General features: G+C 34.8%; 8 protein-coding genes. 1 reads left to right on the forward strand and 7 read right to left on the reverse strand.

The annotated features are described in order from the left end of the window. Positions 1-213: 213 nt before the first annotated feature. The 5 genes from R3X28_RS19000 to R3X28_RS19020 form a co-directional block, all read right to left on the reverse strand. Entirely contained in the window at positions 214-858 is a 645-nt protein-coding gene (locus R3X28_RS19000) for a hypothetical protein (protein ID WP_317666444.1), read from the reverse strand. 403 nt (positions 859-1,261) lie between these two features. Continuing rightward, on the reverse strand, positions 1,262-2,371 hold the full coding sequence (locus R3X28_RS19005; RefSeq protein ID WP_317666446.1) for an alpha/beta hydrolase: 1,110 nt from the start codon (positions 2,369-2,371) through the stop codon (positions 1,262-1,264). Positions 2,372-2,798: 427 nt separating this feature from the next. Next, positions 2,799-4,031 (reverse strand): adenylate/guanylate cyclase domain-containing protein, encoded by a 1,233-nt coding sequence (locus R3X28_RS19010; RefSeq protein ID WP_317666448.1) that lies wholly within the window; start codon positions 4,029-4,031, stop codon positions 2,799-2,801. 132 nt (positions 4,032-4,163) lie between these two features. Then, positions 4,164-4,604 (reverse strand): hypothetical protein, encoded by a 441-nt coding sequence (locus R3X28_RS19015; RefSeq protein ID WP_317666450.1) that lies wholly within the window; start codon positions 4,602-4,604, stop codon positions 4,164-4,166. A 324-nt stretch (positions 4,605-4,928) separates the two neighbouring features. Beyond that, the gene (locus tag R3X28_RS19020) at positions 4,929-5,486 is read right to left on the reverse strand and encodes a hypothetical protein (protein ID WP_317666452.1); all 558 of its coding nucleotides are present in this window, start codon (positions 5,484-5,486) and stop codon (positions 4,929-4,931) included. A gap of 99 nt (positions 5,487-5,585) precedes the next feature. On the opposite strand from R3X28_RS19020, the gene R3X28_RS19025 reads away from it, so the two are divergent. Beyond that, on the forward strand, positions 5,586-5,780 hold the full coding sequence (locus tag R3X28_RS19025; RefSeq protein ID WP_317666453.1) for a hypothetical protein: 195 nt from the start codon (positions 5,586-5,588) through the stop codon (positions 5,778-5,780). Between the two features lie 111 nt (positions 5,781-5,891). On the opposite strand, the gene R3X28_RS19030 is transcribed toward R3X28_RS19025, so the two are convergent. Further along, complete coding sequence (locus tag R3X28_RS19030) at positions 5,892-6,182, reverse strand: helix-turn-helix domain-containing protein (RefSeq protein WP_089895954.1); 291 nt, start codon at positions 6,180-6,182, stop codon at positions 5,892-5,894. 1 nt (position 6,183) lies between these two features. Next, on the reverse strand, positions 6,184-6,528 hold the full coding sequence (locus R3X28_RS19035; RefSeq protein WP_089895945.1) for a type II toxin-antitoxin system RelE/ParE family toxin: 345 nt from the start codon (positions 6,526-6,528) through the stop codon (positions 6,184-6,186). Between the last annotated feature and the right edge of the window lie 145 nt (positions 6,529-6,673).

Below are 6,673 nucleotides of genomic sequence, written 5' to 3' on the forward strand. Positions count from 1 at the left end.
TTACATCATCGGCTTCGGCTAAGGTTAGTACGGGATTAAATTAGCATTTAATTTCGGATTAAGCGATTAGCCAAAACTTTTTATTTTGTTTTAATTTTTTCATTTTAAAAGCCAAATCAAAAGATTTGGCGGACTTTATAAAAATACACTAAACTATGGATTAAGCATCAAAACCCGTATTAATTTTAGCCATTGTTGTACCACGTTTTTTTATCAAAACTCTCTGTGTATATTATATTCCGTTTCATACTGTTTTAAAACAATTCCATTAACAGGATGAATTTCTAAAACTTCCATATCACATCGATATCTTGATTTTTCATTTAGTTGGTTAGTCACTTTCCAGTAATATTTTTTTGATTTTGTATCAAAAGTCAATGTTTTTGTAATCGGTTTAATTCCCTTTTTCATTTTATTTGTCTCAGCAATACTATCAATTTTGTTTTCATTTAACCAGTTCGAAGGTTTGTTCTCAAGAAGAAATTGAGGTATATAATCTATGTCAATTTTTTCAATTAAGTTTAAATCAAAATCTAATATCACTGTACTATATTTAGAAATGTTTTCATATTTGAAGTCGGGGTGATTTAAATTAAATCCGACTTTTTTAATATTTATATAATTCTTTTTTTTACGTGTATAATTTTTCTTTCTTATTCTTTTCTTTGCTTTGGATTTGTGTTGATAATATTCAATATACCAAGACGCAAGTTCAAAATATTCAAATAAATCCTCTCCAACAGCCTTTTTTAAATAAAACTCAGCCTTTTTTATAACCTCAGGTTCTAATTCTTTTTTTTGAGAAAAAGAGCTTTTAAAACTTAATATCAGGATTAATATAGTTATTGTTTTTTTCATTTAACAAATGTGGTACAACACAGCGCTTTGTGAAATCCACGCTATTTTATGGAAATATAGTGAAAACCATTATAAGTTTTCTACGATGTTGGGAATAAAATGACGTGTACCACCGAGATAAGGGACCTTTGAACACCCGTAAAATAAGCAAGCAGCGATGTTAAATTGCATATGACGCTGCGATGATGTAGCATTTCCGAAAGACCGGGCGACATCTGCGAGAGCAGTGTGCGGGAGGGAGCGGGGGCAAAACGAGATGAAGGGATTTTGGTCGATGTAAACGTCACGAGCGCAGAGAACACAGGAATACCTTTAAAAATCAATGAAGATGATAGGGAGAATACTGGCAGATTGAGTTAAGTTTTAGTTGTTTTTCACCTCAGTTCATTGTTGGCGGTAGTAATTATTTCCCCAGTATTTCATTGATATATATTGAACGATATTTTTCTGGATATTCAACCTGTACTCCGTGCGTTCCATTTTCAAATAAAAACCATTTTTTAGATGGCGCAATAATTGAATCAAAATACGCCTTTGCTACAGACGTTTCAGTAAAATGGTCATTGTCTCCTTGTAGTATGTATACTGGCACTTTAAATTCAGGAACATCACGCATTAGATTCATATCGATAGCAGTAGGTTGTAAAATCTTAGAGGCAGGATAGTAGGATTCAGGATTATTTATCATATCGGTAAATTTTTCCTTAAACGTCAATCCATCATCTAAAAACATACTTTTAATAAAATTAAAGTCGGTATCTAATTTTATCGGTGCATATTTCATTACAATCTGTCGTTCTATTTCAAAGGCTTCAACTACTGAATTTTTTGAGTTTTTAACATAAGGTGGTCTTCCAATTTGTTTTAATTGATTTATTGAAATCGTATCATTATGTTTTTGCGATTCTGACATTGCAAATTCATAAGATAACTCTTCCGAAAGTGATAGATTGGCCATAAGACCACTACCAATATAGGCGTGATATAATTCAGGATTTTTTTGAACCATATAAGCTGCTACCGCTGTTCCCCACGATAAACCTTCGATGTAAATCTTATCCTTTTTAAAAGTCTTTTTTAAGTGATTTGATAATTCCAAACCATCATCCACAATATGGTTTAGGGTAATCGACGAATCAGGTATGCTGTCATTATAGGCTAGTCCAGAGCCTCTTTGTTCCCAATAACAAACCGTAAATATATCTTCCAAATCAACTCCTGTGAGTTTGTAAATTACGGGTAAAATGGGTGAGCCTGGTCCTCCGTGAACTATTAGTAGCACGGGGTTATTTTTGTCTTTTCCTCTAATGGTAATTCTTTGAGGAACTCCATTTATTGTCATATCCTCGTGCATAGCAATACTATTTGGAAGCACATTTCCCTTTTCGTCTAAAAAAGGTTCTTCATCTCCAGAACTATTGATTCGGATTACTAATAAAACAACTAAAATAAACGCAACAATTGCTCCCAATAAAATCAGAAACCACTTTCCTATTTTCTTTACTAATTTCATATGTTCTTAATTAGTTCTGTAGTTTTTCTTATTACCACCAACGCCGCGCTATGTGAAGTCCACGTTATTTTTAAGGGAATATAGTGAAAACCTTAAAAGGTTTTCGACAATATTGTGAATAAAATGACGCGTGCCACCGAGCAAAGCGACCGAGGAACACCTGTTAGATAAGTAAGCAGCGATGTTAAATTGCATATGACGCTGCGATGATGTTGCATTTCCATAGGACAGGGCGACATTTGCGAAAACAGTGTGCTGGAAGGAGTAGGGCTAAAGGGGATGAAGGGATTTTGGTCGACGTGGGCGTCACGAGCGCAGCGAACACAGGAATACCTTTAAAATCAATGAAAATGATATGAATAAAGCTACATCATTGTTCTGTATATGGTGTTGTGGCATCCCGAAGGGTGCTATACATTACATATTGTCAGCTATATTTTACAAAATACATTTCCAATTCCCCTTTTCCTTTAGCGTGAATTTTTCCCCTGCTTTCACAATTGATATCATTTTTGACAAGCTGGTAGGTTGTTTTTGATATATTTATTTTGCCATGCTCTCCTAAAGATTCCATCCGACTTGCCATATTAATCGTATCTCCAAAGAGATCATAGTTAAATTTCTTTTTTCCTACTACGCCGGCCACTATTGGCCCCGAATGTATCCCAACTCTCATTCTCCATTTTATTTCATGTTTGTTATTTCTCTCCTCAAGATAGGATAACATCCGTTGTGCAGCTTTGATACAATTAATGGCATGTTCTTTAACCTCTTCTTCAAGGCCACATGCAGCCATATATGCATCCCCAATAGTTTCGATTTTTTCAACTCCTGTCTCCTCGACAATCTCATCGAATCGTCCAAAAATATCATTGAGTTCGTTGACCAAAGTAATTGCAGGAATGCTAGCTACTAACTCGGTAAAGCCTATGAAGTCAGTAAACAGTATAGTTACATTTTTGTGTCTTTTAGGTACTGTTTTACCAGTTTCTTTTAGATCTCTTGCCACGTTTACCGGAAGAATATTATGCAGAAGGTCATCTGATCTTTTTTGCTCTGCCTTTAAAGACTCCTCTGATCTATCGATCAATACAGACAAAGTCCATGCGATTGTAAGACAAATCAATCCCGTTGTGCTGATGTTGATCACTTGCAGAAAATAAGGGTCCAATACATCATAGTGAGCGATAATTTTTGATTGAAGCACAACCGAAATAATCAAAGTCAAGCCCCCCAATATACTAAAACCGATAGCTAATTTCCTCGCACTTTTAGGGAAGGTCATGTATGGAGTAATTATTATGATGTAACAAATGACCCAAACCCCTGACGAGTAACCCAGTAAATAAAGAAATAGAATAATTCCAATATAAGTTGTAGCGGTAAACCAAGTTGAAGCCAATACCCTCCAACCTTTACCATTGAAAAACAGAACGAATGAAAACATCAATGCCAAGAGTCCATTGCTCACGTGAAGTATTGAGATATCTGTAAGATAAAGAGCAGTAATCATCCACATCACCATGAATAAGATGCCAAGGATAGAGGCAATATTTGTTATCCGCAGATACCTATTCTCAGTTATTGAAAACTCCTTATTAGCACCATAATCAACTATTCTTTGGAAAATTGAAGTTTTGCTTATATCATCATTGGGCATATGGTCCTTTTTTTTCGCTAAAAATTGAATGCTTTCATATTGTAGCCAGTGTGTTCGTACATGGTTTTGTTGTGTTAATACCAAGATACTGAATAAACAGAAGTAATGAACTATTCGCGTTATTGGTAAATGTTATTGCAGGTAATTGAAGAACAGTTCTATAAAGACACCAAGCACAGCACTGAGGACAGCTGCAAAAATAGATAAGCGTTTTAATTTATAAATGTTTGTAAATGCCAACCATAGACATAACAAAGCACAAAACGATAAAATTATAGTTCCATACAAAGGCACGATGCTGTTGAAAAGCCCAATTTGATTAAAAATGGGATCTAGCAAAGCAGTAAAACCAAAAAGAGCTAAAGTGAAATTCGTTTTTTTATGGCCTATAAATAGGTAATAACTAGCAATTAATAACTCAACACTTATAGCTAAAGGACCAAATTGATTATAATATTCTCTTTTAAAATATGCCTCGAAACCTTGGGGGAAATCAATCTTCACTATAAAGGCGATACTTAGAACAATTCCGATAATCAAAAGTAATATTGCAATTGTCTTTCTTTTTTTCATGAGGTCGCGCTAAATGTTTGCCAAGGTGTTCGTATATAATTTGTTGCGTTGGTTAGATCTAAGATAGTAAATGGAAACTAATCATTATCGAAATCTGCAGGATTTTCAGAGTACACACGCAACAAGTAATTAATTATACACATCTTAAGTTTGATTCTCTTTAAATTGATAATATTATCAGACAGAAGAAAAGAGGGAATTAAGCTTGTTATACACGATGGAGCCTGTGGACACAATGAAAAAAGCCCCTTGAGGAGGCTTATATGAATCCGTTTATATAGGAATTAAGGGCTTGTGCAACGGTTACCGGTGTTAGCACTAGTTTTATTTCTTTTTTATGAATTTAATTCCAAGTATTATTAAGACTACTATCAAAGCAATAAAATACATACTGGTTGTAGTGCTTTTTATAATCGAAAAAATATTGGTTACATTAACTGTAGTCTCTGTCAAGTCTGGATAATTGTTCAACATTGTGATAATCCCAATATTTTCCAGGTAATCCGCGATTCCTGCAATTATTGGTAACATAGAAAGATAGGTAAAAGGGGACTTGAGTTTGCTTAATTTTTTTAGAAAAAATGCCAAAAGCAAAGAATAGGTCAGCCCAAAAAGTATCGGATAAATCATATCCACAGGTATTTGGTTGGTTAAATAAATTTCACGCCCATTTTCACCAAGTGTATTAAATAATTTATTTACATAGTCCTGATTATATCCCGTTGGAAGCATATCCAACAATTTCATTCCGTTCGAGAATCCCATTGTTTTTGGAATCGTAACCAGTAACATGAATAGGTAAATAACATTGGTCAGTATAAAAAGACCCAATACTTTTTTTCCGGAAGTGTATTTTTCTAGGGTTTTAGCGAATCGGTTCATTGATTTTCAAATTAGTGCTAACGCAGCGTGCCTGTTACACAAGATATGAAAAAGACCGTGGTTATTTTCTAAATCAGGTAAGGGATCGTAACTTTAGGTATGCAAGGCAAGAAGGACTATCAGGAAAAACTGTTCGCGAGTTACCAGTTGGCGATCGCCTACAACCTGAAGAAATACCTGAAATTCATCGAAAAACGAACGAAAAGTGGGGCGGGAATGCTTGCTTTGTTATTTTTTATAAAAAACAAGTGCCAAGAACTTGAAAGAACACTTGTAGCCCCCCTAAAAATCTAGAATGCCCAATGTCCTAAAAACACAAAGCCCCTAAAAAGGGCTTAAAAGAGGTCTTTTTTTGCTGTTCAAGGGCTTGTGCAACGGTTACTATTGTTGTAAAACGTACTTTTTTTACACTTCGATTGAAATCGTAACTTTTCCGCCAAGACCTTTTTCCACAATTTCGTAAAGCGTTTTCAAGGTCAGATTACTGCCATTGTTTTCTACTCGTGAAATATAAGTCCGTTTTTTGTCTACTAATTCGCCCAGTTGTTCCTGCGTAAGGTTTTTTTCTTCCCGTGCATTTCTCAAAAGCAAACCGATTTTAAAAGACTCAAAATCTCTTTCCAATCCGTCTCTACGTTCCGTTCCTTTTTTTCCATAAACGGTGTCCTTGATTTCTTTCCAACTCTTGGTGTCCATCTTATTTGTTTTTGTCTTCATAGTATGAATTCATTAGTCCGACCGCTTTGTCGATTTCTTTTTTTGGTGTTTTCTGCGATTTTTTGGTAAATCCGTTCAAGAGTATTACCAATTTTCCTTTGTCGAAAAAACAGAAGACTCTCCAAATGTCCGAGCCTAATTTTATTCGGGCTTCGTAGAGTCCTTTAGTTCCGACAAGTGCTTTCAGATAAGTGGAGGGAACTCTTTCATAAGTCTCGATTATTTCGATTACTTTAAATATCTTGTCCTGAACCTTTTTCGGTTGTTTGAGCAAGAATTCTTCGAAATACCCTTTATACTGGATAACTTCCCTTACTTTTTCCATTGCTCAAAGGTAACTTAAAAGTTACTATTTTCAAAATATTTTGTTGAATTTAGAGTTGTCCTAAAAAGGGTAAGGCTACAAAAAGGGGAAGGCTACAGGGGTACTGGAGTGAAAGATAAAAAAACAAACCATAACAAAGCTCACA

This window comes from Maribacter sp. TH_r10, assembly GCF_033101095.1.
Classification (GTDB): domain Bacteria; phylum Bacteroidota; class Bacteroidia; order Flavobacteriales; family Flavobacteriaceae; genus Maribacter_A; species Maribacter_A luteus.